This is a genomic window from Arthrobacter sp. NPDC055585, assembly GCF_053619115.1.
This window is the reverse complement of the sequence record NZ_JBSHIT010000001.1, coordinates 143,651-168,198: the sequence shown is the minus strand read 5'-3', so window position 1 is coordinate 168,198 and position 24,548 is coordinate 143,651. Positions and strand designations below refer to the sequence as shown.

Below are 24,548 nucleotides of genomic sequence, written 5' to 3'. Positions count from 1 at the left end.
CGAAACTATGAGCACCGGAGGATAAGCATGCTGGGGACCTATCCACCCGCGAACGGACCTATGAGTCTGGCCCTGCTGGGCACACGCGGAGTGCCCGCCCGTTACGGCGGGTTTGAGACGTGTGTCGAAGAAGTCGGCCGGCGGTTAGCCGAACGCGGACACAAAGTGACGGTGTACTGCCGAACCACGCAGGCAACGGACACACGGGAGAAAGAGTATCTGGGCATGAAGCTCGTGTGGCGGCCTGCGCTAAAAACCAGAACGCTCGAGACGCTAAGCCACAGCGGTCTTTCAGCGGCGCATCTGGTGGGCAACCGCACCGACGCCGCCATTGTCTTTAACGCAGCGAATGCGCCGTGGCTGCCAGCCATAAGAGCAGCGAGGATTCCGGTGGCTACCCACGTCGACGGACTCGAATGGAAACGGGCCAAATGGGGAGCGGCGGGACGCAGGTATTACCGGACTGCGGAGCAGCTCGCTGTGCTGTTGTCCGATGCGCTGATCGCAGATGCCGCAGGCATCAGCGATTATTACCGCGAAGAGTTCGACGCCGACACGGAGCTGATCTCCTATGGGGCCCCGCTGCTTGAGCACGGCAGGAAGGACCGCCTCTCCGAGCTGGATCTGCTGCCCGATGGCTACCACCTGGTGGTGGCTAGGCTCGAACCTGAAAACAACGTGCACAGGATTATCGAGGGCTACGTCCGCAGCAGCGCGGCACTGCCCCTCATCGTGGTGGGCAGTGCACCATACGCCGATGCCTACACGCGACAGCTGGCGGCACTCGCGGACTCACGGGTCCGGATGCTGGGCGGGGTCTGGGACGGTGAGCTTTTGGACCAGTTGTACTCAAACGCCAGGGTTTACTGGCACGGTCATTCCGTCGGCGGTACTAACCCGTCGCTCCTCAGGGCAATCGGTGCCGGGGCCCCCGTCAACGCCTATGACGTTAATTTCAACCGTGAGGTGCTTGCGGACGCAGGTAAGTACTTCAGGGTTCCTGAAGACGTGGGACTGTTGTTGCACTCCGCTGAGAGCGACGCTGCCGGGACCAGGGCCCGCGGAGTGCTGGGCAGGCAGTATGCGGCGGGATACGACTGGGACAAGGTAGCGCTGCAGTACGAAGAACTCGCCCGGCGGCTTGCCACGCGCCAGGTACGCCGTTCCGGCGGATGGCGTAAGCGCCGAAACCAGAGGGCGCACGTCGTTCCGGATCTGCCGCTGCCGGTCCCCGGACCAGGACGAAGGGACGCCGACGTCCCGGTGTACACACACGGTGCAGGCTTTCCCCAGGTTGGTGCCCCGTGAGCCAGGCACTGCAAACCAACCCGGGGAGGCAATCCTCCTACCGTGACACGGTTGCGTCGCTGAGCACAGCCCAAAAGACGGCAGCACCCGGTGCGCCTGCCTATTCCGTATTCGTCAACCGCCGGGCGGGGCGTTATTTGGCGGCTGCGTGTTACCGGGCAGGGCTGGGGCCGAATACGGTGAGCATGGTCAGTGCAGCGCTGACCATGACAGGCGTCCTCGGCATTGCGCTGGTACCGCCGTCCTGGGCAGCAGCCGCAGCTGTGTGGTTTTGCCTCGCCGTGGGGTATGCGTTCGATTCTGCGGACGGCCAGGTTGCACGGCTGCAGGGCGGCGGAAGCCTGGCGGGGGAGTGGCTTGACCACTTCCTGGACAGCATCAAGCTCGCTTGCCTGCACCTGGCTGTTGCGGTCTCCGCTTTCCGCTTTTTCGATCTTGAGAACGTGGCATGGCTGCTGGTCCCGCTCGGTTTTACTGCTGTCTCCACGGTGACGTTCTTTGCCATGATCCTCAATGACCAGCTCAAAGCCGGCCACGTGCTGAGGACAGGGGCCGCTCCCGCCAAACGGAGCGGCAACTGGCGCCGTTCAGTGATCCTGCTGCCAACTGACTACGGCGTCCTGTGCCTTGTGTTCCTGTTCCTGGGCATGCCACAGGTGTTTGTGGTTCTTTACACTGCGCTCTTCGCGGCCAGTCTTGGATACCTTGCCGCGGCTGCCCCCAAATGGTTCATCGACATGCGGAAGCTGCAGGTGAGGGCATGAGAGGCACTGCACAGGCCTCCGGACCAAGCGGCCCCGAAAGTGGAAAGGCAGCAAAGAACGGCAGGTGGCGCAAGGCCCTGGCAGCAGGCGCGGCAGTTGTTGCCGTGGCCGCGGTGGCCTTCTTCCTGAGCAGCATGGGTGATGGCTCAAGCGGAACGGACAGTTCCTCACCTGAGGCGGTATCCAAGACTATGGCACCCGTACCGTCGGGCGCCAAGCCCTCCCAGGAGCCCACCCAGGAGCCCGTCGACGCTGAGGAATCCGCAGAGGAACAGGAGTCCCCCGCCAACGGAGCCACGGCACCGCAGGAGGGCTCTGAACCAGCCACCGACGCGTCGCTGGCCACCCGGGACAGGGAAACTGCACCTGCCGTCCCGGTGGTCGACGGCGTAGCTGCCTCCGATCAGGCAGAAGTACGTGTTACGGGAATGGAAGCCGTTGACGGCGAAGCACGGGGCATCGGCGAAATCGCCGGTCCGGCAGTGCGGTTCACCGTCAGCGTCACTAACAACACTGGCGCAGCAATCGACCTGGGATCCGCCGTCGTCATGGTGGAGTCGGGAGATGAGCGACTGCCGGCCACCGAACTGAGCGGACCGGGGGCCGAGCCGTTTCCACCAGCCGTGGAACCGGGAGAGACCGTCAGCGGAGCATTTGTATTCCTGATCCCGGTTGAAAGCCGGGATCAAGTCTTTATTTACCTGAACTACTCCGTGGACGTGCCAATGGCGGCGTTCTCCGGAGCAGTGCCGAAACCCTGAGGAACCTGATGGACACAGCACGAGGGACGGCGCTGCGGCGCAGGCCCGCCGGAATAATGAGAAAAGTGGTTTCCCTGGCTGCCGCTGCCACGCTTGCGGCGTCGGGGATGCTGGTTGGAATCCCCGGAGCAGCTGCCGATTCGGCGCCGGTTAACCCGGCGGATCCCCGAACGCCGGTAACGGTCACCGCTGATGCACTTCCTACTGTCCAGATAGACGGCGTCGTCTGGCAGCAGGTGGTGGTAGGCAACACGGTCTACGCAGCGGGCAGCTTCACCACCGCTCGTCCGGCGGGAGCAGCGCCGGGTACCGGCACAGTGGTGCGCAACAACATTCTGGCCTACGACATCCGGACCGGTCAGCTCATCGAATCGTTCGCGCCGAACCTGAACGCCGAAGCGGTCGCCATCACCGCGTCTCCGGACGGCAAACGCATCTATGTGGGAGGCAGCTTCACCTCGGTCAATGGTGCGCGGGTATGGCGGGTCGCCGCACTCAACGCGTCCACTGGGGCATTGATTCCCAGCTTCGCTCCCAAAATGGATGCCAGTGTCCGGGCCATCGCCGCGGTCGGAGATACCGTTTACCTCGGAGGACTCTTCAGTGCAGTTGGTAGCGCACCGCGAAGCCGCCTGGCGGCCTTCAAGGCAGCGGACGCCACATTGCTTGACTGGGCGCCGGCAGCCAGCGGAGGCCGGGTCAATGCGCTGTCAGTTTCGCCGGACGGCTCCAAGATTGTGGTCGGCGGCGCCTTCACAACGCTGAACGGGTCCAACCGGCCGGGTTTCGGCCTGGGTGCAGTGGACACGGCCACCGGGGCCAGCCTTCCGTTCCCCATCAATGACGTGGTGCGGAACGGCAGCACCCATGGTTCCATCACCAGTCTTTTCTCTGATGGAACCAACGTCTACGGCTCGGGTTACACGTTTGGCCGTACCAGTACGCTTGAGGGCATCTTTGCTGTTCGGTGGTCCGACTTCGGCACCGAGTGGATCGAGGACTGCCACGGCGATACATACTCCGTCTACGCGGATGCCAGCGTTGTCTACTCCGCCGGGCACGCCCACTACTGCGGCAACATCGGGGGGTTCCCCCAGGAGAACCCCTGGACTTTCAACCGAGCAATTGCGTTCGGCAAAAAAGCCACCCAGACGCTGACCGCCGACCCGCACGGTTACACCAGCTACACCGGAATGCCGGCACCCTCGCTGCTGAACTGGTTCCCGTCCCTGCTGGACGGTACCTATACGGGACAGAACCAAGGGCCGTGGTCCGTTGCCGGAAACAGCGATTACATAGTAATGGGCGGCGAATTCCCCTCCGTCAACGGAACCCGTCAGCAGGGACTGGTGCGTTTCGCGAAGAAGGAGAATGCGCCCAACCTGCGGGGCCCCCGCGTCACCGGCGCCAACTTCAACCCCACCGTGGTCTCCACCGCACCCGGAACAGTGCGAGTGAGGTGGCAGGCCAACTGGGACCAGGACAATAAGAACCTGACCTACACGGTGTTGCGTGACTCCGTGGAGATATACCGCACCAGTCAGGAATCCACATTCTGGGAACGCCCGTCCATGACGTACATCGATACCGGTGTGAGGCCAGGACGCACCTACCGGTACCGCGTCACGGCCCAGGACCCGCATGGCAACATTGTCCGGTCGGACATGGTGGATATCACGGCGCCGGCTACGGTCCCTGAAGCGAGCGGCTACGAGCGGACGATTCTTGCCGATAAGCCAATGAATTACTGGCGGCTGGGCGAGGGAGCCGGATCCCGTACGGGCTTCGATCTGGCTGGGAAAGATGATTTGAAGGCCGGAACCGGAGTGAAATTCGGTACGGAGGGAGCCGTCAAACAGGATGCAAACAGTGCGGTTACTCTTTCGGGCACCACAGCCGGCATTCTTGCCAACCCCACGCTGGTGAAGCGGCCGAATACGTTCAGCGCCGAAGCCTGGTTCAAGACCACAAGCCGGACCGGCGGAAAAATCGTCGGCTTTGGCAATATGGCAGAGACACTGTCCAGCAATTATGACCGGCACGTTTACATGGACAACGCAGGCAAACTCTATTTTGGAGTCAGCCCCGGCGGCGTTCGCCGAACCGTGAACACGGCAGCAGCGCTTAACGACGGCGCCTGGCACCACGTTGTAGCCACCCTTGGTGACGGGGGAATGCGGCTCTACGTGGATGGCAAGCTGGCGGCATCAAGGGCAGACACCACCTACGGGGAGGCCTACGACGGCTATTGGCGGGTCGGCGGAGACAACCTCCAAAACTGGAGCAGCCGCCCGACCAACCGCTACTTCACCGGGCAAATCGATGAGGTAGCTGTTTACCCCGCCCAGCTGAGTGCCGAAACGGTGACGCGGCACTTTGACGCCGGGAGGGGCATCATCGCCAACCTTCCACCAGCGGCGGTCATCAAGAACTCGGTTGAAGGGCTCTCCGTCAGCTTTGACGGGTCAGAATCGGATGATACTGACGGCAGCATCGTCGAGCATGCCTGGGACTTTGGGGACGGGAACACAGCGCTCGGAGAAACAGTGCAGCATTCCTACCAGGCAGCTGGAACGTACCGTACTGTTCTCACGGTCACGGACAATGGAGGAGCTCAAGGAACTGCCGAGTCTGAAGTCACGGTTGAGGACGTACCTGCTGAACCGTTCGCTGCAACTGACACCTTTGAGCGGGTGGTCTCCGGCGGGCTCGGCACCGCCGATGAGGGTGGTGACTGGACCCTCGCCGGAGCGGCTTCCTCCTTCTCGGTAAGAGACGGCGCAGCAGGGATCACGCTGCCTCGTGCGGGAGCCGGCCCCAGTGCGCTTCTGCTGAACCGCTTGTCCACCGATACCGATGCGCGAGTCTCGGTTTCCCTGGATAAGGCTGCAAACGGCGGAGGCATCTTCCTTTCACTCGTGGGCCGGTCAGTGCCAGGAGCAGGCGACTATCGCGTCAAGGTGAAAGCAGCGGAGGGGAGCAACCTGGTTCTTTCACTGACACGGACCGTCAGCGGCACAGAGACCACACTGGCAACCCGGACGTTGTCGGGTGTCCGCCTGGCCGCCGGAGAGGTTCTCAACCTGCGTGTCTCGGTCACCGGCACAGCACCGGCGTATATCGCCGGCAAGGCATGGAAGGCGGGAACCGCTGAGCCTGACTGGCAGCTGCAGTCAGAGGATGCTTCAGCGCCGCTCCAGATGCCCGGTGGCGTTGGACTGCAGACGTACCTGGCAGGATCAGCAACGAATGCACCGGTGGTGGCACGGTTTGATGATCTGGCAGCACGTGTGCCCGGCGTGGAACTGCCGAACGCTGCGCCAGTGGCCCGTTTCAAAACCAGTGTCTCCGGACTCACGGTAAGCGTCGACGCGTCTGAATCGTCGGACCCGGACGGCACCCTCGCGCGCTATGCATGGGACTTTGGCGACGGCGCTTCCGGTGACGGAATGCAGGCGACGCACACCTTCACCGGGGCAGGAACGTATCCGGTTGCACTGACGGTCACCGACGACGGCGGGGCAACCAGCCAGATCGTTTCCGGCGTGAGTGTTGCACCCGTCGAAACCGGAGGGGCGCTGGCTCTTGACGGATTCGACAGAGAGGTAGCTTCCGGACTGGGCGACGCCGAGTTGGGCGGCGCCTGGTCTCTTGCCGGAGCAGCAGCCAACTTTTCGGTGTCTCAGGGCGCCGCCCGGATGCAGGTACCCAGAGCCGGCAGCGGGCTAAATGCCTTCCTGCCAGCCGGAACCGGGATTGATACGGAAAGCAGTACGAGCGTCTCTCTGGATAAGATTCCCACCGGGGGAGGAGCACAGCTATCCCTCGTGGGCCGAAGGGTCGATGACCGGAATGACTACCGGGCTGTGGCGAAAATTGCAGCGAGCGGGGCAGTCACGCTCGACCTGACGCGTACCTCCGAGGGTAGTAACACCCAGCTGGCAAGCCAGTTCATTCGCGGACTCAATCTGGCGCCATCGGAGCAGCTTCACTTGAAGCTCTCCGCCGTCAGCACCGGAGACGGAGGGACCATGCTGAAGGCCAAGGCCTGGAAAGAGGGAACGGCGGAGCCAGCGGACTGGCAGGTGAGCACCGTTGACACAACTCCTTCCCTCCAGGCCGCGGGAGCATCCGGGTTGCTCGTGTACATTTCCGGATCGGCGGGTAACGTTCCCGTGACCATCTCCTGGGACAGGTTCGAGGTGAAGGCACTGTGATACAGGCGCAAAGCACGGCCAGACACGCCCCAGCCGGGCAAAGCGGCAGCGGGCAGCGGCCAAGGGCATCGGGTCAGCGGACCACGGCGTTGGAGACGGTTCGGCCCTGGGTCCGGCTGGCGCGGCGTCAGGTGCGCCGAGGCGCAGCCCGGGCAGCTGCTCCGCTGCTGTCGCTGCGCAATAGGATCTCCTCCGTCCCGGTGCTGGGCAGCGCTCCAGTGAACGTGTCCCTCACCAGCTATGGGACCCGGCTGAACTCTGTCCACCTCACTATTGAGTCAATTGCCCGGGGCCAGGTGAAACCGCAGCGCCTTATTCTCTGGGTGGAAGACCCGGCATTTGCTGCTGCCCCAACCGCCGCCCTCGTCCGGCTGCAGCGCAGGGGGCTGGAAATCGAGGTTACGGAGGGATTCGGGCCACACACCAAGTACTACCCTTATGCCGTTTCCATGGAACAGCACACGACGGCGCTGGTAACCGCGGACGATGACATTCTGTATCCCCGGTCCTGGCTCGCGGCGCTTTGCAGCTCATATGCAAAGTACCCGGATGCTGTCAGCTGCCACTGGGCTAACCGCATTCAGACGAAGGACGGGCTCGTGGCTCCGTATGAAAACTGGTTGCCGTCCCGCACCCCGGAACCGCGCCGCGACCAGTTGGCTTTGGGCGTATCCGGCGTTCTTTACCCGCCCGGTTTTATCCAGAAGCTGGCAGAGGCAGGGGCGGGTTTCCGGGAGCTCAGTCCGACGGCGGATGACATTTGGCTGCACTGGCAGGCACTTCGGAACCACTTTGCGGTGCGGCAGGTAACCGGGACACCCAGGCACTTTCCCGTTGTGCCGGGGAGCCAGGCAGTTTCGCTGCAGTCATCGAACGTGATGCAGGGACGCAACAACGAGTGGATTCGGCGCCTGTACAGGGAAGAGGATGTCCGAGCCATGGAAGGGGCGGTGAGCTAACCGAAAGGTCTCCCCAAGGACGAAGCCGCAGAACTGCAGCTGAGGGGCAACGGCGGCCGCTGGTTCCACCCCGGGCCTGAACAGGTGTTCAGCACGGAGAAGGAACGCAGCGAGACAGCACCCGAAAAGGGGTCAGCATGAGTTCTAGAGCCGCAGCCTTCAGCAGCCCGACAGTGATGGATACAGGCCGGGGGCTCCGGCGTCTCCCGCGACGGCACAAGCGCCGGGCCTTTGCACTGATGTGCGCAGCCGGACTGGTGTTGTCAGGCATTGGCCTGCAAACCGGTACAGCATCGGCGGATACTGCTCCGCTCAATCCGGGGGACCCCGCCACGCCGGTAACAGTGTCTTCCGATCCGCTGCCCACCGCCCAGCTGGACGGAGTTGCGTGGCAGCAGGTGATCGTCGGTGACGTTGTTTACGTAGTGGGCAAGTTCACCAGGGCGAGGCCCGCCAATGCCGCCCCCGGTGCCCAGACAGTCACCCGAAACAACATTCTGGCCTATCAGCTTTCCACCGGGGTTCTGCTGAGTTCATTCGCTCCCAGCCTGAACGGCCAGGCCCTGAGCATCGCTGCTTCCCCGGATGGATCCCGAATCTATGTTGGCGGTGACTTTACCTCGGTTAACGGAACGGCACGTTCGCGCATCGTTGCCCTCAACACCGGGAATGGCTCCATCATCCAGGCTTTCAACCCCAAGCCGGGTGGATCTGTTCGGGCGCTCGCCGCCACCGCGGATACCGTCTACGCCGGAGGCAGCTTTATCGCGGTTGGTTCTGCGTCCCGGGACCGGCTGGCCGCATTCCGTGCTTCAGACGGTGCATTGCTGCCGTGGAATCCCAAAGCGAACAACCGGGTCAACGCGTTGGTTCTCGCCCCGAACAATTCCGCGGTCGTCGTCGGCGGAGCGTTCTCCACGCTCAATGGTTCGAACCGCCCGGGTTATGGCCTGGGGAGGGTCAACGCCACCACGGGGGCATCCATGTCGCTTGGCGTGAACAACACCGTGCGCAACGCCGGCAAAGACTCCGCCATCCTTTCCCTCTCCTCTGACGGCGTGAACTTTTACGGCACCGGCTACATCTTCGGGACCGGCGGAAACCTTGAGGGCTCCTTTTCAGGTAACTGGTCAGACGGCAGTCTTAAGTGGGTTGAGGATTGTCATGGAGACAGCTACGGAATCTGGGCATCTTCGACAGCCGTCTATCTGGCTGGTCATCCGCATTACTGCGGGAACATCGGCGGCTTTCCCCAGACCGAGCCGCGGACCTGGTACCGTGCGGTTGCATTCAGCAAGGCCGCAACAGGAACGATGACCAAGGACATACACGGATATCCCTCATTCACGGGAGTACCGTCACCAAGCCTGCTGAACTGGTTCCCGGACCTGGACACGGGAACAGCCACGGGTCAAAGCCAGGGCCCGTGGGCCGTCGCCGGGAATTCCAGTTACGTCGCCATGGCCGGGGAGTTTCGAAACGTTAACAACAAGCCGCAGCAGGGCCTGGTGCGGTTTGCCGTCCGGCAGCTGGCGCCTAACAAAGACGGGCCGCGCGTATCCGGTGCGAGGGCGAACCCTGCCCTGCTGAATACAGCCCCTGGGACCGTTCGGGTAAGATGGCAGGCCAACCATGACAGGGACAACGAGGTGCTCACCTACGAGGTGATCCGGGACAGCCGGGCTGCGCCGGTGCATACAGTCCGACACTCCTCCCGCTTCTACCAGCGACCCACACTGGAGTTCGTTGACTCCGGACTGCCTGCTGGTGAGCACACGTATCGGATCCATATTCGTGATCCGCTGGGCAACCAGGTGAAGAGCGACATAGTCAGGATCCAAGTCGCCGGTGAAACAGTCCCCGCTCCGGAAGACCCCGACCCGCCTGAACCCGGCCCCAGCCGTGTCTTGGACAATTTCGATCGATCCGGCACGGGCAACTGGGGTGCTGCGGGGACGGGAGGGGACTGGCGCCATACGGGCAGCCCGGCGCACTGGGCGGTGGATGGAACCGGCAGTATGCTGCTGGACCGTCCAGGGCTGGGACTGACGGCGCAGCTGCCTGCCGTGGCTCTGACGGATACGGACATGCGCTTTGACAGCATGCTGGACAATCTCGCGGACGGCAGCGGGGTATATCTAACCGCGTCAGCCCGGTTATCCGGCACAGGCGAATACCAGGCCGTGGCGAAAGTTTCCTCGTCCGGCCGGGTGGTACTGGACCTGAACCGGGTAACCGGCGGCACCGCTACCCGTTTGGCTTCCCGTTCGGTATCGGGCCTGACGGCAGTGCCCGGCACGGCGCTGTCGATCCGGTTCCAAGTAAGGGAGTCGGCCCCGGCGCTGGTGTCGGCTAAGGTCTGGCCGGCAGGCTCGGCGGAGCCGGAGACTTGGACATCCACAGCGGCTGATTCCTCCGCCCCGTTGGCGGCAGGGTCGATAGCTTTGACCAGTTACGTGTCCGGCAGCTCCACGAACGTTCCCGTGAGAATCCGCTTCGACAACCTGACGGTTGCCGTGCCGTAACGGCCGATTTGTGTTGCAGTGAAGCCCGGCAGCTCGAGCTGCCGGGCTTCACTTAAGTCCGAAACGGCTCCTGGCGGAACGCCTATTTGTTGTAGATGATTCCGGACGGAGATGTCTGGTCGAGGCGTTGACCGGAATGTTCCCACTTGTTTGTAGAGAGTCCGTGAACAGTGCTGGCTTTGCGGTCGATGATCCGAATTGGACTTATGCCCTTGCCATTGAACTTGTACTGGTTCCGGCCAAGCAGGTTCTCCTTCACGGTGACAGTTATGACCGGGTGCTTGCCGCGGTCAATGTTGATGCTGCTCGTACCGTCATCGACGTAGTTTCGTTCGACCACCACGTTCGCCAGGGGAGAGGTATTCTGCTGAAGCATGATTCCGAGTCCGCCGTGCGGGGTGTAGACCCCGGGGCCACTGCCTTTACCTATAACCACGTTCGCGACCACGGTATTTCCCTTGATTCGGATATTCTGGCCGCCCTGCACCTGGATGCCGTCATTATGGGTGCCGTCCCGGTGCACTGGAGAGTAGTCGAAGTATGTAAGGGAATGGATGTAGTTCCCTTCGGCGACTACGTTCGCAGCGACAGGTCCGCCGGGACGGTTAAAGATTCCCAGACCGTCGTTGGTGCCGGAGATGTTATTGCGCACCGCAGTATAGTCGTGGCCTGTGATGCCGTCGCGATACGCGTGGGGACGCTGGGGTTTGATGGTGCTGTCAACCACTTTGAGGTTCTTTACCTTGGCACTGGTTGCATCAACGATGGCAGTCGCGTTGCCTGGGGCATGTGCTCCACCACGCAGCACGCTGTTGCGGATAGTTACGTTGTTTGCCCGGACTTTCACGTCACCGTAGATTTCCAGGTTCTCCAGTACGGTGTTGTCCTTGGTGATCACAAGGTCCGCACCTGCCGTGTTGTATTTGGCCAGCTTTGTACCAGGAATAACACCTGTCGTTGCAGCCGAGGGCTTGTATGTTCCGGGTGCAGGGACAGCTCGGCTCTGCAGCGCGGTGCCGGATTCAGAGACGGTCATCGCTGCTCCGGACAGCGTCGTATCCTTGGGTGCCACCGATAGACCGCTGGCAGCTTGCGGCGCGCTGAATGCAGTGAGTACCACCGCGCAAATGATCGCCGCAGCCGAAGGAAAACCGGTTTTCAGAGGCCATCGGGAGAGTTTTTGTGTCTTGTGCTGCTGAATCGAGATGGTCATGGATGCCTTTGTTGGAATGGGTGCTTGCATGCACGCACCCATCAAGCGGCAGACCGGGTGTGTGCCTGTACCCCCCAGCGCACGTCTGTCCCGGCCGCTCGGAGCGGGTCGGGATCGGCATGCGGGCCCCAGCGTAATTGAATTGTTATCTGATTCAAAACTCCCGTATCCGGGTATGCACTATGAGCGCTTGTATTCGCTGTAGATGTAGCCGAATGCGCCGGTCAGCATTCCCGCCCCGCGCGCGGCAGTCCGCGCTCCCCGGGCCTGGTGCACCTCGGACCGGGTCAGGGTTCCGGCTGCGCAGCGCACTGCTCCGCCTGCACACCGCACCAGGGCGGGTCCGCAGAGCTGGATTCGGAGAACCACGCGCCGCGTCCTGTTCGGCGTGGTAGCCAGACGCACACGTGAATGCCCGTTGCCGCTGCGAAAGGCCCGTCGGAGCACCCATGAGCGGGTTAGACGTGAGACCGGCACCCGGTCCACGACGGTTGCTTCGTCACACCAGAGCATGACGGCGCCGGATTGTGCCAGCTGGCGTGTGAAGAGTGTGTCGGATCCGCCGCTCAGGCCAAACCGTTCATCGAATGAGAGGCCAAGTGAGCGGATCTGGCGTAAGTCCAGGAGCAGGTTGTTAGTTGCGGCGACACTTAGCCGCGTACCGGTTGGCAGTCGCCGGCGGTTGAAAAAGGCCCCCGCTGTGATCCAGGACTCCGGCGCCTGAGCATACTCAGAGATGACCGGCCCAACCACGGCAGCGGCGCCGCTGGCGCTTTGGAGATCAACCAACTGCTGCAGCCAGTCCTGCGAAGGAACTTCATCGTCGTCTATGAATACAAGAAGGGAAGCGGAATCGGATGCCTCTGCCAGGGCCCTGTTTCGAGCTGCTGCTATGCCGGGACGAGGCTCGTGAATGTACACCAGAGCGGGGTGTCCGATGTCACTGACGGCGGTGCGTGCACCACCGTCAGGATCGTTGTCCACCACGAGGACCTGCGCAGGCAGGGACGCCCGAGCTGCCTGGGCGAGCAGGGGCGGTAAAGCCTGCGCCAAGTCATCAGGCCGCTTGTATGTCAGCATGGCGATCACCAACGGTGCGGTCAGGGCGGCTGGGACGGCGGATGCCGGAAATGCCTCGGCAGGTGGTTCACGGTGAATAGTCATCATTGGGCTCCGGGTTCTGTGCGCTTGCCCGGACGGACGAACCGGGCAAGCTGGGAAGGGAACGCAGCAAGTGTCCTGCGGTGGAAAAGGAAAAGCGTGGCCGCAGCGGCGCAGAGGAAGACCGCGAGTCCGATTGGCAACGCCGCAACGGAGGACAGGTCCGTCCGGTCCAGCAGCAGGTACGCTGCACTGCCCCAGATACTGGCATGGATCGGGGGCCACAGAGCCCTCAGCTGAGCGCGGACGGAAAGCGGGCAGAGACGGGACTGCAGCACCAGCAGTACGGGCGTTAGGACGAAGCCCGCGATGGTGTAACCCAAAGCCACGCCCAGCAGACCGTACTGAAGTCCAACAAGAATCCCTCCCACTTGGGCAGCGGTGGCCACGACCTCATACTTGAGGTTCAGCCCGGCCCGCCCCATCCCTTTCATGAGGGAAGATGCCAGGTAGAAGACGGTTTCCCGGGCGCCGCCGATTGCCAGCACACTCATGAGCGGTGCCGCAGCACTCCACGACTCGCCAAGCACCAGATCCACTAGTACGGGCGCGGCACAAGCAGTGAATGCCATCAGCGGAACCACGCACAGTGCGAGGAAAGCCATGGCTGATCTGAGTTTGCCGGCCACCAGCTCCGGGTCCGCCGCGAGGCGGGAAAAGGCAGGAAACATGACTCGGTTCACGGTTTGGCCTATGAGCTGGACCGGGACCACTAGGACCCGGTAGGCCATGCCGTACAGCGAGAGGGAAGTTACCCCGAGGACCCGGCCCACGAGTATGTTGTCGATGTTCCTGGAGAAGTAGGCCAGCCCGTTGGTGGCGAAGACACGCAGGCTGAAGGGAAGCAGGGCCCGCACCTCACCGAAATGAAGATTGGGCCGAGGGCCGCGTGTGGCAGCCAACAGGACGGCGGCTGTAACCAGGTCCGTAACGATTACCTGGTAAAGCACCGAGAAATAGGTGGCGCCCAGAAGTGCAGCCGTAATGCCTGCGGCGCTGCCCGCGACGGCTGCGCCTATTTCTGCGGTGGATATGCCACGGAACCGCAGATCCCGCGCCAGCATGGCCCGCGGGGTAATGCTCAGGGCTTTCAGTGGAATGGCCAGAGCCAGTATTTTGAGGACGAGCTCCAGCTCCTGGACCCTGAAGAAGTCGGCAAGGGCCTCGGAGCTCAGCCAGGTAAGCCCGCCCACCAGCACGGCCAGAATCAGGTTCACCGTAAAGGTGGCCCCGGCAGCACGGTTGGACAGGCCTGGCCGCTGGATGAGGGCGGCGGAGAGCCCCTGGTCCAGCAGGAGTGTCACAAAGACGACGAAGATGCTGGTGACACTAATGATCCCGTAGCTCTCCGGACCCAGCAGCCGGGCGAGCACCACTGCGCAAAGGAGCTGAAAGCCTTGCTTGGCCAATACGGAGAGCATGCTCCAGCGAACGCCGCTGGCCGTGCGGTCTCCAACAGCGGCGGCGGACAGCTCACCCGCGTTTTCTGGTTCCGGGGGGCGGGGCTGTGCCTCAGGCTCAAGCCGGTGGCGCGGACCTGCGGATGATGTGTCTGGCTGCACGAAACCGCCGTCGGCAACTGGGTCGTCTGCGCCCGCAGGCGTGTCCTCTCCGCGGGAAACCCGGTTGTTTCGGGAGGTGCTGGGAAAGTTCCTCACACCCTGAGTCCCGGTGACGTTAGTCCCTGAGCAGTTCTAAGAAGTTCTGCGGAGAGCGCATCGTGGTACGACCCTGGACTGTGCCGGTTTGCGGCAGCGGCGGAATCAGCCACGGCTGCATCCCGGAAACCGGTCCAGTCCCCGAGTATCAATTCCACTGCGCCGGCCAGCTGCGCGGCGTCTCCTGCTGGAACCAGCTTCACAGACTGATAGCCGCCGGCTGCTTCGCGGAGTCCCGACGTGTCGCTGACAACTGCAGGCCGGGCGGCCAGCATGGCCTCCACCGCAGTGTTTCCGAACGATTCGTCCCTTCGCGACGGGACGAGAACGATGTCCGCCTCTTCGAGGAACGGCCAAACGGAGGACTGGTATCCATGAAAGACAACACTGCTTTCCAGCCCGCTTTCACGCGCAGCGGTGCGCAGCGCCTGCTCGTAAGGCTCATCGTCCCGGTAAACGCTCCCCACTATTGCCAGCGATGCCGCGATTCCGCGGTGGTGAAGCAGTTCCACGGCCCTAACCGCTACGTCCACTCCTTTGCGTTCGGAGAGCCGGCCGATGTAAAGCAGACGCACAGGGCCGCAGATTTCAGCACGGGCGGACTTTGGTTCCGGAGGCCCGTCGACGCCGTTGAACACTACCCGCATCCGCCCCCGGAGCGGAGGAAAGCTGCGTTCCTGAACCTCAGCAGCGTAGCGGCTATTGGCAATCACCGCGCTGGCAGCGAACAAAGGCATGGCCAGGGCGGTTCTAAGCGCCGGGTGGGCTGAACCCTCGGCTTCATGAACGTGGGTTAGCACCGGGATCCGGTGTATCCGCCCGAGTATGCTCCACAGCGGTATCGTGACCGTCGAATTATAGACCACATCCGGGCGGAGACGGGCCAGCAGCCGGGAACCTCGGGCGAGCCCTTGCCCGGAAGACCATGTCAGCTGAAGCACACCGCTGGGTGAGAGGGCACTCCTGCGCAGCACGGCTGTGGGACACAGATCGACGTCGATCCCTCTGCCCTTGAGTTCATCGGCGAGCGGCCCCGGAGCCGGCAGGGAGACGGTGACGTGGTGTCCAAGGCCTGACAGGCCTGACGCCGCAGCCAGGAACATGCGGTCACTGCCGTACATGTCTGCGCTTGGGTGGGCCATCAGAATGGATAAATTCGGCAATGCGTAATTCCCCCTAAAAAAATCGCAGCCGCACGTTCGAGACCTGAGCAGCGGAGTAGTTCCCGGAGACCTGGGAGTAATTTTCAGCGCAAGGATACGCAGCCGGGCCCCGGGCGTCCAGAGTGGGGAATTGCCCAGTTTCCGGGCAAGTGGAGCACGAGAAAAGTGGAGTAAGCAAGACGGTTCTGACACGTAGTACGCCGTGGTAGGAAGAGTCACTAATTAGAGAGAGCCGTTCGGTATTGGGGAGTCCGGACACATTCTCCGGCGGTGTATTCAAGCAGTGAAAAAGTAGTGAAAGATGGGGTCTCAACCGTGACATTCAGCGAATACCTGCGCGCGTTTCTCAGACACTGGTGGCTGCTCCTGCTTTTCCTGGCCGCGGGAATCGCCGGGGCATGGGCGGTGACATCATCGAGTGATCCGGTGTATCGGAGCACAGTGCAGTTCTACGTCGTGGCGCCGAGCACCGAGCGGCAGAGTGCGCTTCAGTCAGATGAACTGGTGCGGGGACGAATCACGGCCTACGCCGTGCTCTTGAAAAGCGACCAGTTCGCCGAGCGCATTACCGCCGCGAGCCAGGAGGATCTTGATCCGGTTGCAGTGAAAAACAGCATTTCAGGATACGGGGATCCGGAAACACTGACCTTGACAGTGAATGTCATGGAACCGGATCAGTCGACTGCCGACGAAATCGCTACTCAAATAGCGGAAACGTTCGGGGACATGGTTAATGACCTTGAAAGCGGTTCCACATCGGAAACGGTGTTGAACGTTGTATCCGGCCCCACAACCTCTGATCGGCCGGTGCGGCCTCGTCCCCAGCTGAACCTAGCCATCGGTGCCGTTCTGGGTCTGGGTGCCGGCGCGCTGATGGTGCTTCTACGGGTCCGCACAGATACCTCCATTCGTTCGGTATCTGAACTCGAAGCTGCCAGCGGTCTGGCGAACCTGGCCTCAGTCCCGGGGAATCAGCTGGCCGGTGCATTCGGAGGGCAGGGCAGGTCCTCCGGGGGTGCGGCTGTGGCAGAAGCGATGCGGATACTGCGCACCAGCCTGGTTCATCTTCCGGGTACGCCGCCGAGGACGATTGCCGTTACCGCCGCGAATCCGGGCGCCGGCAAGACCTCCGCAGCTGTACGTCTGGCCCAGTCCTACGCGGAGACCCCTGCCCGGGTGCTGCTTATCGAAGCGGATCTGCGCAATCCCGTGCTCGCGGAGGCTGCCGGTGTGCAAAGCGGGCCGGGACTCGCCGGCATCCTTGAGGGGACAGCGCTGCCGGCTGCTGCCATCCAGACTGCAGGGCAGCTTGACATCCTGGTGGCCGGTACATCGGTACGCCAGCCTTCCCAGCTGCTCTCCGGAGGGCGGATGCCGGCGCTGCTGGCAGAACTGCGCTCTTCCTATGACGTCGTAGTCCTGGACACCGCTGCCGTGCTGCAGGGCAGTGACGCCCTGATCGTCTGCGCGGAAGCTGAGGGCACTGTCCTGGTCCTGGCGCGGGGACGTACCTCCGCAGCGGATGTGTCGACGGCGCTGCGCCGGCTCGGTTCTGTCCGCTGCACGGTGCTTGGCACGGTGCTGACCGGTGTGCGCGAGGACCATCGCTTCCGCCGTTCGCGGACCGTGGGCTCCACCCCCGCCGGCAGAGCAGCGAAGTCAGACGGCAACACTGGTGATCCTGCCGGCAGCAGGGACAGCCAGCCCGCCGATGTGCGCGGATGAGTCCGGCGCGATGCCGGACTGTCTGAGGCGCAGTTCATGCAGCTAATCGGGTGGATCGGAGCGTGCCTCCTGTTGGCGGTTTTTCTGCGCAGGCGTCCGGCAATTGCCGCCTTCGCGGTGCTTGCCCTATGGTTCGCTGTTCCCGCTGTCGGCAGCTACCTGCTGACCGGCCAGAACTCAGGTGCGGTTTCCTTCCACGCGGCCAGCTGGCTTGTGTTTGCCGTGTTTGCAGTCCAGGTGCTCTCCGCGCCAACTGTGCTCGGAGACGCCATCGCACGCCACATATATGCTGTCGTTGCCTGGGCTATGGTGATGGCGGCGGCAGCGGCCAGTACCCAGCTGGCAGGGTCCGGCGGGGGAATGGTGCTCCTGATGGACCAGATCTTGACACCGGGATTGTTTTTTCTTTACATCGTCGCCAACGCCGCACGCCATCCGGAAATGATCCGGCAGCTGCGCAATGGCCTGCTGCTGCTTGGTGCCTTGGTCTGCCTGGTGGCTTTGGCGCAGGTGGTCAGTGGAAAAGTACTGTTCTACGAGTCCGGGTTTTCCACTCGTTACTGGTTTAAGCCTGAGCGCGGGCGGTGGATGGGGACGTTGGACCAGCCGTTGGCGCTGTCACTCGCAGCATGCGTAATCGCTCCGTTGGTTGCAGGTCTGCGGCGTACCTGGCTGCAGGCCGTGCTGCTGGGACTTCTCTCAGCCGGTGTGCTTGCGTCCCAGTCCCGGGTCGGTCTGGCGGTGATGGTCATCGTTGTCCTTTATGTGCTTCTGGGCCGCCGTCGGGGTTTCTTCTCAACCGTGGCGCTGGGTGCGGTGCTGGCCGCGTTCGCGGCGTGGGTGATCTCCAGCCCGCTGGCTGCGGGTGTGCTTGCACGCTTGGAGGATGACACCGGCTCTGCACAGGCCAGGGCCCTGGCCATGGACGCGTTTTTGCGTGAATGGCCGGACTTTCTGTTTACCGGAGGGGGAATCAACTCGAGTTACCGTCTAGCCGAAGAAGTGGGGCTGGGAACAAGCCTTGAGAATTCGTTTTTGATGTATGCGGTGGACTTCGGGATTTTCTTCAGCGCAATCTACTTCGGCCTCCTCCTGGTGCTGGCAACGCGCAGCCTGCGCTTCACCTTTACCAGCGGATACGCAGTGGCGGCACTTCTGGCCATTGCCATTCCCCAGACCTACAGTGCGCTGGCGACGAGATCCGTTGCCGCGATCCTGCTATGGACAGTGGTGGCACTAGCCGTTGCCGAGGGGGAGCGCCGGAGGACAACAGCAGTGCCGCCGCAGACCGCCGCCGAACGGCTGCGTCTGTGGGGAGTGCGCACCACTACGGGGCCGGAGGCAGATCCGGCCAGGCCTGCGGCACTGGCTTTTAATAGCTGAGCAGGGGCATTTCGCGCAGGGAGAACTCAAACTTAGGCCAGACTCAGATGCCTTAGTAACCGCTGCGTGGGATGATTAGGGAAGATTTGTCTTGCCTAATGCCTGCGCAGGGCGTTCCCAGTCCAAGGAGTAACAGACGTGCCCGTGGTGACTACCCCCGCAACGCTGCGCCCGGCCGCCGGGCCCATTGATAACGCCGAGGTGCTGCGGATCCGCAACGACTTCCCGATCCTGGACCAGCAGGTCAACGGCGCTCCGCTGGTGTATCTGGATTCCGGTGCAACGTCGCAGAACCCGCTGAGCGTGATCGAGGCCGAGCAGGAGTTCTACGAACAGCGCAACTCTGCCGTGCACCGCGGTGCGCACACCTTGGCGGTGGCCGCCACCGACGTCTTTGAGGAAGCACGCACCACGCTGGCCGGTTTTGTGGGCGCGCGGCCGGAGGAGATCGTCTGGACCTCCAACGCCACCGAGGCCCTGAACCTGCTGACCTATTCCTTCTCAAATGCCACCGCCGGCCGCGGCGGGGCAGCAGCCCGGCGGTTCGCTCTGGCTGAGGGCGACGAAATTGTGGTCACCGAGATGGAGCACCACGCCAACCTGATTCCGTGGCAGGAGCTCGCGGCCCGCACCGGCGCGGTGCTGCGCTGGATTCCGGTGGACGACGCCGGTGCGCTGCGGCTGGACGAGGCTGAGAAGATCATCGGTCCGCGGACCCGGATCCTGTCTTTTACCCATGCTTCCAATGTGCTGGGCACCATCAACCCCGTGCAGGAACTGGTGGCCATGGCACGGCGCCACGGCGCGCTGGTGGTGCTCGACGCCTGCCAGTCAGTGCCGCACCTGCCAGTGGACGTAAAGGCACTGGACGTGGACTTCGCTGCGTTTTCCGGCCACAAAATGCTGGGCCCCACCGGGATCGGCGTGCTGTACGGCAAATCCGAGCTGCTCAACGCCATGCCGCCGTTCCTGACCGGCGGTTCAATGATCACCACTGTCACCATGGACGGTGCCGAGTACCTGCCTGCCCCGCAGCGCTTTGAGGCCGGCACGCAGCGGATCTCCCAGGCCATGGCCCTGGGCACAGCCGCCAACTACCTGCAGGAAACCGGCATGGACCGGATCCACGCCTGGGAAATGGAACTGGGCCAGCGCCTGGTCTCCGGGCTGGAAGCCATCGAGGGCATCCGCGTGGTGGGTCCGCCGTCGGGCGTGGAGCGCATCGGACTGGCAGCGTTCGACGTCGCGGGCGTGCATTCCCACGACGTGGGGCAGTTCCTGGATGACAAGGGAATCGCGGTGCGGGTGGGCCATCACTGTGCGCAGCCGCTGCACCGACGGCTGGGCCTGGTGTCCACCACCCGTGCAAGCACTTATCTGTACAACACCACTGACGACGTCGACGCGTTCCTGGACGCGGTAGCCGGCGTGCGTCCGTTCTTTGGAGTGAAGTAGCCATGAGCTCGGATTTGGAACAGCTGTACCAGCAGATCATCCTGGACCACGCCAAGACCCGGCACGGCGAGGGCCTGCAGGACGCACCCGAGGGCGCCGCAGCGGGGGAGTCCCACCAGCTGAACCCCACCTGCGGGGATGAGATTACTCTGCGCGCGGTGCTGGGCGACGGCGCCGGGAACGGCACTCGGGTTGACGGGATCAGCTGGGAGGGGCAGGGCTGTTCCATCTCGATGGCGTCCGCCTCGGTGCTCACGGACCTGATGGCCGGGATGCCCCGGGAAGAGGCGCTGAGCCTGGTGGAGAACTTCCGGGAAGTGATGCGCTCGCGCGGAACCGTCGAAGCCGATGAAGAGGTACTTGGCGACGCCGCTGCGTTCTCCGGGGTGTCCCGCTATCCTGCGCGGGTCAAATGCGCCATGCTCGCCTGGGTTGCCCTCGAAGAAGCTGTGCAGGCGGCACAGGAGTAGCCGGGCGCATACTCGGTATATGCAAGGTACTGGCCGGATTCCTCCGCTAGGGCCGCCCCATGCCCCGGTACGTCCAGCCCGCAGCTCTCCATTCCGCCGGGTCCAGGACATTTCGTCCGTCGACAATGTTCCTCTCCGCCACCCAGCCGGAAACCGTTTTGGGTTCCAGCTCGCGGTACTGCCGCCATTCCGTAAGAAGAACGAGGGCGTGCGCGTCCTGGATCGCGTTTTCGGTGACCGGCTCGTAGCCCAGCTCGGGAAACCTCCCCTTGGCATTGGTCAACGCTTCGGGATCAGTGACTGTGACAGTTGCGCCCTGAAGTTGCATCTGCGCCGCGGCACTCAGCGCCGGGGAATCCCGCACATCATCGCTGTCCGGCTTGAACGCAGCACCAAGAATGGTTATTCGTTTGCCTAGGAGAGATCCTCCGCAGATTTCGCGCGTCATTTCAACTACACGGGTGCGGCGCCGCATGTTGATGGCGTCCACCTCGCGCAGGAACGTCAGTGCCTGGTCCGCGCCAAGCTCTCCGGCACGGGCCATAAAAGCACGGATGTCTTTGGGCAGACAGCCGCCCCCAAATCCAACTCCTGCATTGAGGAACTTTCGTCCGATGCGGTCATCCAGCCCGATCGCGTCAGCCAGAGCCGTAACGTCACCTCCGGCGGCATCACATACTTCAGCCATGGCATTGATAAAACTGATTTTTGTGGCCAGGAATGAGTTCGCGGCTGTCTTGACGAGTTCTGCGGTGGCGTAGTCAACCACGAGCCTTGGAGTGCCGTTCCTGAGCGGGACAGCGTACACCTCGTCCAGGGCCGCCACTGTTTGACTATGCATTTCTCCCTGCGAAATACCGTAGACCAGCCGGTCAGGCGTCAGTGTGTCCGTGATGGCATGGCCCTCACGGAGGAACTCGGGATTCCACGCCAGCACGGCACCGGTGCCGGCTTCGGCAAGTTCCTCGGCCAGACGCGCAGCCGTGCCTACAGGCACCGTCGACTTCCCCACGACCACGTCCCCCGGCGCCAGGAAGGGGGTCAAAGAGCGGAATGCAGAGTCGACGTGCCGGAGATCAGCTGCATATTCACCCTTCAGCTGCGGAGTCCCTACGCAGACGAAGTGAACTGAGCACCCTTTGGCCGCCGACAGTTCGGTGCTGAACGTCAGACGACCGGATGACAGCGTCTCTGCCAGGAGTTCCGGTAGGCCCGGCTCGAAGAAAGGAGGCCGGCCGGAGGCCAGTTCCTCCACTTTGGATTGATCGACATCAATTCCCACTACGTGGTGGCCGAGCTTTGCCATTGAAGCCGCGTGAACGGCTCCAAGGTAGCCACAGCCTACTACCGAAATATGCATGGTTCCCCCCTTGGGGGTCACCATAGATGCGCATATCAGTGTTGTCTACGGTAGTTTTCGGTTTTGCTGACACCAATCCGGTATCCGGCGTAGAGGGCAGCTCCGGCCGCAGCCCCCAGCGTGTTCGCCACCAAATCGCTTAGTGTTGCAAAGCGCTCCGGCCGGAGAAGGAACTGGCCTAACTCAATTGCACCGGAGATGCAGAAGCCTGCAACCGGCACAGTCCACACCCAGCGGCGGTTAAGCGAGGCGGAGGCCATCAGCCCAAACGGCACAAACAGCACAACGTTGGCACTGAACTCAACGAAGCCGTAATTGAACCAGCCCGGCGCTCCGTGGTCCCTGAGCCAGTCCAGCACGGTGCGCAGCGAACTGCCGGCTGCACCTGAATCGATTGGGGAAGGCCAGAGCGCGATGACGGCCAGGGCTGCCAGGTAAAAGGCGAAGAGCGCAGCCGGAAAGAAACGCCGTCGGACAAACGGACTGGCGTTGGGCTTCACCGGTGCCGGCAGTTCGAACGAATCGTGCGGAACGGTGCGTGGTGCATCATGTCTTCGGACCTCGGTTGGTTCGGCGGCAACCGCCGCAAACACCGGTGCACAGCGCACCGAGGACGAGATTACCCTGCCGTCGCCGATCCGAGGGCGATGGACTCACGGGGCAGCTCAACACGGAACACACTGCCGGCGCCGGGCCGGGAGGAGACGGTGATCCGCCCGCCGTGTGCCTCCACGATGTCCCGGGTGATGCCAAGGCCGAGCCCGACGCCGGGAATGGCAGCCTTTTTCACCGCGGAGGAACGGAAGAACCGGTTGAACGCTTCGGCCTGCTCCGTTTCCGTCATACCCATGCCCTGGTCTTCGATCTCCAGGACCGCCAGCTCCCGGCTGCCACGGACGCGGACAGTCACCGTTCCGCCGCCGGGCGAATACTTGATGGCATTCGAGAGCAGGTTGTCCAGTACCTGCTGAACGCGCACCGGGTCAAAGGACCCCGGCACCGGCTCCGGGATGTCGGTGCGCAGTTCGATGCCGGCGGCGGCGGCACGCTTCCGGGCAGCCTCGGCAGCGGACGCTGCCAGCTCCCCGAGACACAGCTGTGTACGCTCCAGATGCACTGAGCCCGACGCCGTCGTCAAAAGGTCAGAAACAATCACCAGCAGACGTTCGGCGTTCCGCAGCGCTACGGAGAGGGAACTGTGCAGCTGGGGCTGCAGCTGGCCGTCGCCGGTGTCGAGGGCGAGGTCCAGGTAACCGATGATCGATGTGAGGGGAGTGCGCAGCTCGTGGGAGACACTGGCCACGAAATCGTTCTTGGCCCGCAGCGCACGGAGCATGTCCGTCACGTCGCTGTAAGCCACCACAGAGCCGTTGAAGTCCCCGCGCTCGTCCAGCAGCGGCCGGGCAGAGACCGCCATTGCGCGCTGGCCGGGGCCGCGGCCAACGGAGACCAGACAGTCGGAGAAGGCTTCCCGTCGCATGGCCCGGGCCAGCGGCCGCTCTTCCGGCGGAACGGGTGTGCAGCCGTCCTCCTGGAAGATGAGAAGGTCCGGTTCGGTATCACCGCCCTCAGGCGGCAGGGCCAGTGAATGGGTGGCCAGCTGCCGGGAGTTCATGAGCATCACGTGCCCGTCCTTGGCCAGGACGATCACGCCGACGTCGATCGCTTCCAGCACCGCGTCGAGCAGCTGCGCCCGCCGGCGGCTGTCCTGCAGACTGTGCTTTAGCGCCCTGTCCTTCTCCTCCAGTGCCCGCTTCTGTCCGTCTGCGGAGAGCGTCATGACGGAGGCAGCCTTGTGTACCAGCAGGTTTACGCCCGCGATCATCAGCACCGAGAAATAATCTCCCGGCCTGGTGCTGCCGGCCAGTGCCGGCGGGGACCAGACGATCATCAGCGAACCGAGCACCGTCAGAACCGCCGCCGTCCGCGGCGCATGTCCGGACCAGGCCAGCCAGAAAACCGGGAAAACGGACAACAGCACCGTACCCGTGACTTCGGGACGCACTGCGTTGTAGAGAAAAGCGATCGCCGCAAAATCAAGTATTGGAATGACCCAGTACGCAGGCTGCGAATATCTGTCCCACCGCACACCTACGGAAAGGGCGGAGAGAATGCCGATGAGAACCAGCCCGGTGAGGAACACGGGGTCCGTGAATGCTGACGGTTTTATGGCCAGCACCAGCGGCAGCAGCAGCACAACAGCGGTGAACAGGGGCAGCTGGCTCAGCGCCACACGAAGGCGGAGGCTGAGCTCGTGGAAATCCTTCTGGATACCAAGCATGGAAAGGGCCCTGCCCTTAAAGCTGGACATGGGCCCGCTACCTTGCAGTTGGAACTTAATGGGGTCTTCAGCTTATCGCCCAAGGCTGTAAGATGCCCAAAAGGGTACAAGCAGGTCTCGCTTTATCTTCGGTCTCGCAGGACAG

At 63.0% G+C, this 24,548-nt stretch carries 17 protein-coding genes; 10 read left to right on the top strand and 7 right to left on the bottom strand.

Features of this window, described 5'->3' with window-relative positions; all coding sequences use genetic code 11:
* Positions 1-60: 60 nt before the first annotated feature.
* From ACWGQ2_RS00720 to ACWGQ2_RS00695, 6 genes are all read left to right on the top strand, one after another.
* On the top strand, positions 61-1,308 hold the full coding sequence (locus ACWGQ2_RS00720; protein WP_452013276.1) for a DUF1972 domain-containing protein: 1,248 nt from the start codon (positions 61-63) through the stop codon (positions 1,306-1,308).
* Between the two features lie 179 nt (positions 1,309-1,487).
* Positions 1,488-2,072 carry a CDP-alcohol phosphatidyltransferase family protein gene (locus tag ACWGQ2_RS00715; RefSeq protein ID WP_452013274.1) on the top strand — a complete coding sequence of 195 codons (585 nt, stop codon included), beginning with the start codon at positions 1,488-1,490 and terminating at the stop codon, positions 2,070-2,072.
* Entirely contained in the window at positions 2,069-2,833 is a 765-nt protein-coding gene (locus tag ACWGQ2_RS00710) for a hypothetical protein (protein ID WP_452013271.1), read from the top strand. Before ACWGQ2_RS00715 ends, ACWGQ2_RS00710 begins: the two co-directional genes overlap by 4 nt.
* Positions 2,834-2,841: 8 nt before the next feature.
* Entirely contained in the window at positions 2,842-7,050 is a 4,209-nt protein-coding gene (locus ACWGQ2_RS00705; RefSeq protein WP_452013268.1) for a PKD domain-containing protein, read from the top strand.
* An 89-nt stretch (positions 7,051-7,139) separates the two neighbouring features.
* Positions 7,140-8,009, top strand: coding sequence for a hypothetical protein (locus ACWGQ2_RS00700; RefSeq protein WP_452013265.1), 870 nt, complete (start codon positions 7,140-7,142; stop codon positions 8,007-8,009).
* 137 nt (positions 8,010-8,146) lie between these two features.
* Positions 8,147-10,534, top strand: a complete 2,388-nt coding sequence (locus ACWGQ2_RS00695) for a PKD domain-containing protein (RefSeq protein ID WP_452013263.1) — start codon at positions 8,147-8,149, stop codon at positions 10,532-10,534.
* 82 nt (positions 10,535-10,616) lie between these two features.
* Here the strand turns inward: ACWGQ2_RS00695 and ACWGQ2_RS00690 are convergent, their stop codons facing one another.
* From ACWGQ2_RS00690 to ACWGQ2_RS00675, 4 genes are all read right to left on the bottom strand, one after another.
* On the bottom strand, positions 10,617-11,747 hold the full coding sequence (locus ACWGQ2_RS00690) for a right-handed parallel beta-helix repeat-containing protein (protein ID WP_452013260.1): 1,131 nt from the start codon (positions 11,745-11,747) through the stop codon (positions 10,617-10,619).
* A 180-nt stretch (positions 11,748-11,927) separates the two neighbouring features.
* Positions 11,928-12,914: a glycosyltransferase family 2 protein gene (locus tag ACWGQ2_RS00685; RefSeq protein ID WP_452013258.1), complete on the bottom strand. Its 987-nt coding sequence runs from the start codon at positions 12,912-12,914 to the stop codon at positions 11,928-11,930.
* The gene (locus ACWGQ2_RS00680) at positions 12,911-14,470 is read right to left on the bottom strand and encodes a lipopolysaccharide biosynthesis protein (protein WP_452013256.1); all 1,560 of its coding nucleotides are present in this window, start codon (positions 14,468-14,470) and stop codon (positions 12,911-12,913) included. The genes ACWGQ2_RS00685 and ACWGQ2_RS00680 overlap by 4 nt, the downstream gene beginning before the upstream one ends.
* 92 nt (positions 14,471-14,562) lie before the next feature.
* A complete protein-coding gene (locus ACWGQ2_RS00675) occupies positions 14,563-15,729 on the bottom strand; it encodes a glycosyltransferase (protein ID WP_452013254.1) in 1,167 nt (388 codons plus the stop codon).
* 315 nt (positions 15,730-16,044) lie between these two features.
* On the opposite strand from ACWGQ2_RS00675, the gene ACWGQ2_RS00670 reads away from it, so the two are divergent.
* The 4 genes from ACWGQ2_RS00670 (at position 16,045) to sufU (ending at position 20,762) form a co-directional block, all read left to right on the top strand.
* Positions 16,045-17,454, top strand: a complete 1,410-nt coding sequence (locus tag ACWGQ2_RS00670) for a Wzz/FepE/Etk N-terminal domain-containing protein (RefSeq protein ID WP_452013251.1) — start codon at positions 16,045-16,047, stop codon at positions 17,452-17,454.
* Positions 17,455-17,490: 36 nt separating this feature from the next.
* On the top strand, positions 17,491-18,837 hold the full coding sequence (locus ACWGQ2_RS00665; protein WP_452013248.1) for an O-antigen ligase family protein: 1,347 nt from the start codon (positions 17,491-17,493) through the stop codon (positions 18,835-18,837).
* A 138-nt stretch (positions 18,838-18,975) separates the two neighbouring features.
* On the top strand, positions 18,976-20,292 hold the full coding sequence (locus ACWGQ2_RS00660) for an aminotransferase class V-fold PLP-dependent enzyme (RefSeq protein WP_452013246.1): 1,317 nt from the start codon (positions 18,976-18,978) through the stop codon (positions 20,290-20,292).
* Between the two features lie 2 nt (positions 20,293-20,294).
* Positions 20,295-20,762, top strand: a complete 468-nt coding sequence (gene sufU / locus ACWGQ2_RS00655) for a Fe-S cluster assembly sulfur transfer protein SufU (RefSeq protein WP_452013243.1) — start codon at positions 20,295-20,297, stop codon at positions 20,760-20,762.
* 46 nt (positions 20,763-20,808) lie between these two features.
* Here sufU and ACWGQ2_RS00650 read toward each other — a convergent pair whose 3' ends face one another.
* Genes ACWGQ2_RS00650 through ACWGQ2_RS00640 form a run of 3 tightly spaced genes read right to left on the bottom strand, consistent with a single transcriptional unit; the run spans position 20,809 to position 24,433 of the window.
* Positions 20,809-22,122 (bottom strand): UDP-glucose dehydrogenase family protein, encoded by a 1,314-nt coding sequence (locus tag ACWGQ2_RS00650; protein ID WP_452013241.1) that lies wholly within the window; start codon positions 22,120-22,122, stop codon positions 20,809-20,811.
* A 35-nt stretch (positions 22,123-22,157) separates the two neighbouring features.
* Complete coding sequence (locus ACWGQ2_RS00645) at positions 22,158-22,730, bottom strand: VanZ family protein (protein ID WP_452013239.1); 573 nt, start codon at positions 22,728-22,730, stop codon at positions 22,158-22,160.
* Positions 22,731-22,741: 11 nt separating this feature from the next.
* Positions 22,742-24,433, bottom strand: a complete 1,692-nt coding sequence (locus tag ACWGQ2_RS00640; RefSeq protein ID WP_452013237.1) for an ATP-binding protein — start codon at positions 24,431-24,433, stop codon at positions 22,742-22,744.
* Between the last annotated feature and the right edge of the window lie 115 nt (positions 24,434-24,548).

Excerpts from the sequence above, each read along its gene's own strand:
- ACWGQ2_RS00720 (WP_452013276.1), top strand. The coding sequence starts at position 61 with ATGAGTCTGGCCCTGCTGGGCACACGCGGAGTGCCCGCCCGTTACGGC.
- ACWGQ2_RS00710 (WP_452013271.1), top strand. The coding sequence starts at position 2,069 with ATGAGAGGCACTGCACAGGCCTCCGGACCAAGCGGCCCCGAAAGTGGA.
- ACWGQ2_RS00705 (WP_452013268.1), top strand. The coding sequence starts at position 2,842 with ATGGACACAGCACGAGGGACGGCGCTGCGGCGCAGGCCCGCCGGAATA.
- ACWGQ2_RS00695 (WP_452013263.1), top strand. The coding sequence starts at position 8,147 with ATGAGTTCTAGAGCCGCAGCCTTCAGCAGCCCGACAGTGATGGATACA.
- ACWGQ2_RS00690 (WP_452013260.1), bottom strand. The coding sequence starts at position 11,747 with ATGACCATCTCGATTCAGCAGCACAAGACACAAAAACTCTCCCGATGG.
- ACWGQ2_RS00685 (WP_452013258.1), bottom strand. The coding sequence starts at position 12,914 with ATGATGACTATTCACCGTGAACCACCTGCCGAGGCATTTCCGGCATCC.
- ACWGQ2_RS00665 (WP_452013248.1), top strand. The coding sequence starts at position 17,491 with ATGCAGCTAATCGGGTGGATCGGAGCGTGCCTCCTGTTGGCGGTTTTT.
- sufU (WP_452013243.1), top strand. The coding sequence starts at position 20,295 with ATGAGCTCGGATTTGGAACAGCTGTACCAGCAGATCATCCTGGACCAC.
- ACWGQ2_RS00650 (WP_452013241.1), bottom strand. The coding sequence starts at position 22,122 with ATGCATATTTCGGTAGTAGGCTGTGGCTACCTTGGAGCCGTTCACGCG.
- ACWGQ2_RS00640 (WP_452013237.1), bottom strand. The coding sequence starts at position 24,433 with ATGTCCAGCTTTAAGGGCAGGGCCCTTTCCATGCTTGGTATCCAGAAG.